Here is a 2,023-nt window from a genome sequence, read left to right as displayed (position 1 = left end):
GACGCCACCCGGCCGGGGAGCTGAGAGAAGAACGAGGCCGCCTGCGACAGGAACGACGAGATCGCCGCGCGCGCCGAGTTGAAGGCGTTCCGGAAGGCCGTGAGAATCCCGGAACCCAGCGACGCCAGCGCGTTGTAGACCCGCCCCGGCAGCTCGGTGAAGATGAAGATCACGGCGGCCACGGCGGTGAGCAGCGCGATGCCGACGGCCGCGACGGCGTTCACGAACAGATCGACCAGCAGGCCGGGCAGGGCCGCCAGCCCGGCGAGGATCCGGCCCGGCAGTAGCACGAAGAAGTTGATCACCGCGCTGAAGCCGGTGGTCAAGGCGGTGCCGAGGGTCGTGAACAGCGACGAGAAAAAGCCGGTCACGGTCGACGCCAGCGATGACAGGGCAGCGATGATCCGGCCCGGCAGGCCGACGATGAACGTGATCGCCGAGGCCAGTCCGGAGATCAGCCCCCCGAGGACGCCGACCACGGCCTGGATCACCGGAACCACGGCGTTGATCGTCAGCCAGGAGACGAACCCGGCGGCGATGGCCAGCAGCGGGGCCAGCATCCGGATCAACAGGGCGTTCAGCGGCGCCACCGCGCCGACGAGCTGGACGATCGGCGGCAGGAGCGGGAGGAGCGCCTGCACCACGGCGTTGAAGGCCGCGATGATCGGCGGCAGGACGGGCAGCAGCGCCTCGACCAGCGCCTGGATCACCGGGACCAAGGCGGCTGCCACCTGGGCGAGCACGCCCGCCAGGGACGACAGCAGCGGGGACAGGCCCCGGACCAGCTCGGCGACCGCCTGACCTACCCCGGTCGCCAGCGGGGTCAGCGCGCCGACCAGGGCGACGAACGCCGCAGTGATCGGCGGCAGGATCGGCATCAGCGCCCCGACCAAAGTGGCAATAATTTGGGCAAAGGCCGCAGCCAGGGCGGACAGTACCGGGGCCAGCGCCGTGGCGACGACGTTGACCAACTGGCCCACCAGCGGCAGCAGCGGGGCCAGCGCGTTGATCACTGCGGCGATCGACGCACCGAGCGGGCCGAGGCTCGGGCCGATCGCGGCGAAGGCGCCGGCCAGCGCACTCGCGACGGACTGGAGGCTCGGCGCGATGGCCGCCAACGCGGGGCCGAGCGCGTTGACCAGGCCGACGATCGCCGGGCCGAGGGTGGAGAAGACGGGGCCGAGGGCAGGCGCGATGGCACCGACCTGGGTGACCACCGCGGCGAGGATCGGACCGAGCTGCGCCGCGATCGTGGCGACCGTCTGGAACAGGCCGGTGATCGCCGTCTGGCCCTGGGCCGAGTTGACGAACGCCGCGAACGAGCGGGTGATCTCCTGGATGTTGCCGAGGAGCCCGCCGCCGGACACCTGCGCCGCCCCGAAGACGCCGGACAGGATCGAGCCGACGTTCCCGATGATGTCGCCGAGCTGCGCGAAAACGTTCAGCGCCTGGTCGACCCAGCGCACCGCGTCCCCGCCGGACGCGATCCGCTGGAGGAACAGGCCGAACCGCTCGCCGACGCCCGCGATCCCCGACGCCAGCTCGGCACCGAACCGGTCGCTGATGACGGCCGCGACCTGGAGGAAGCCCGCGGTGAGCTTGTTCGTCGTCTGCGCGAGACCGCCGACGGCCTGTTCCGCGCCGCCGAGGATGCTCTTCACGTTGGCGACGCCCTGCGCGCCCTGGAGGTAGCCGGTGACCCCCAGCGCCGCCCGCCCCCAGGCCGCCGCAATACCGGTCAACCCCGACTGGAGCGGCCCGCGCAGCGCCGACGCGACCTTGGTGATCTCCCCCTCAAGCTGGGAGAAGAACGCTTCCTGGACGCTCTCGCGCAGGGCCTCGAAGGCAGGCTTGAGCGCCCGCACTTCCCGCGCTGCGGCCTGCGCCGCAGGGGACAAGTCTTCGAGGGACTTCTGGAACTCCTCGGCGGTGCCGGTCAGGGCCGCGCCGAACGACTCCTGGACCCCTTGCAGGGCCAGCCTCAGCGCACCGAGCGCGGCCTGGAAGCCAAGGACCACCGCCG

Annotated in this window: 1 pseudogene; it reads right to left on the bottom strand. The window is 71.7% G+C overall.

What is annotated here, in order from left to right:
- A pseudogene (locus ACWF94_RS39515) lies at positions 1–2,023 on the bottom strand (hypothetical protein); the annotation flags it as partial.

It is taken from the genome of Streptomyces sp. NPDC055078, from assembly GCF_053607985.1.
Note: the sequence above shows the minus strand (reverse complement) of the source record. Positions and strands in the feature narration are given on the sequence as shown.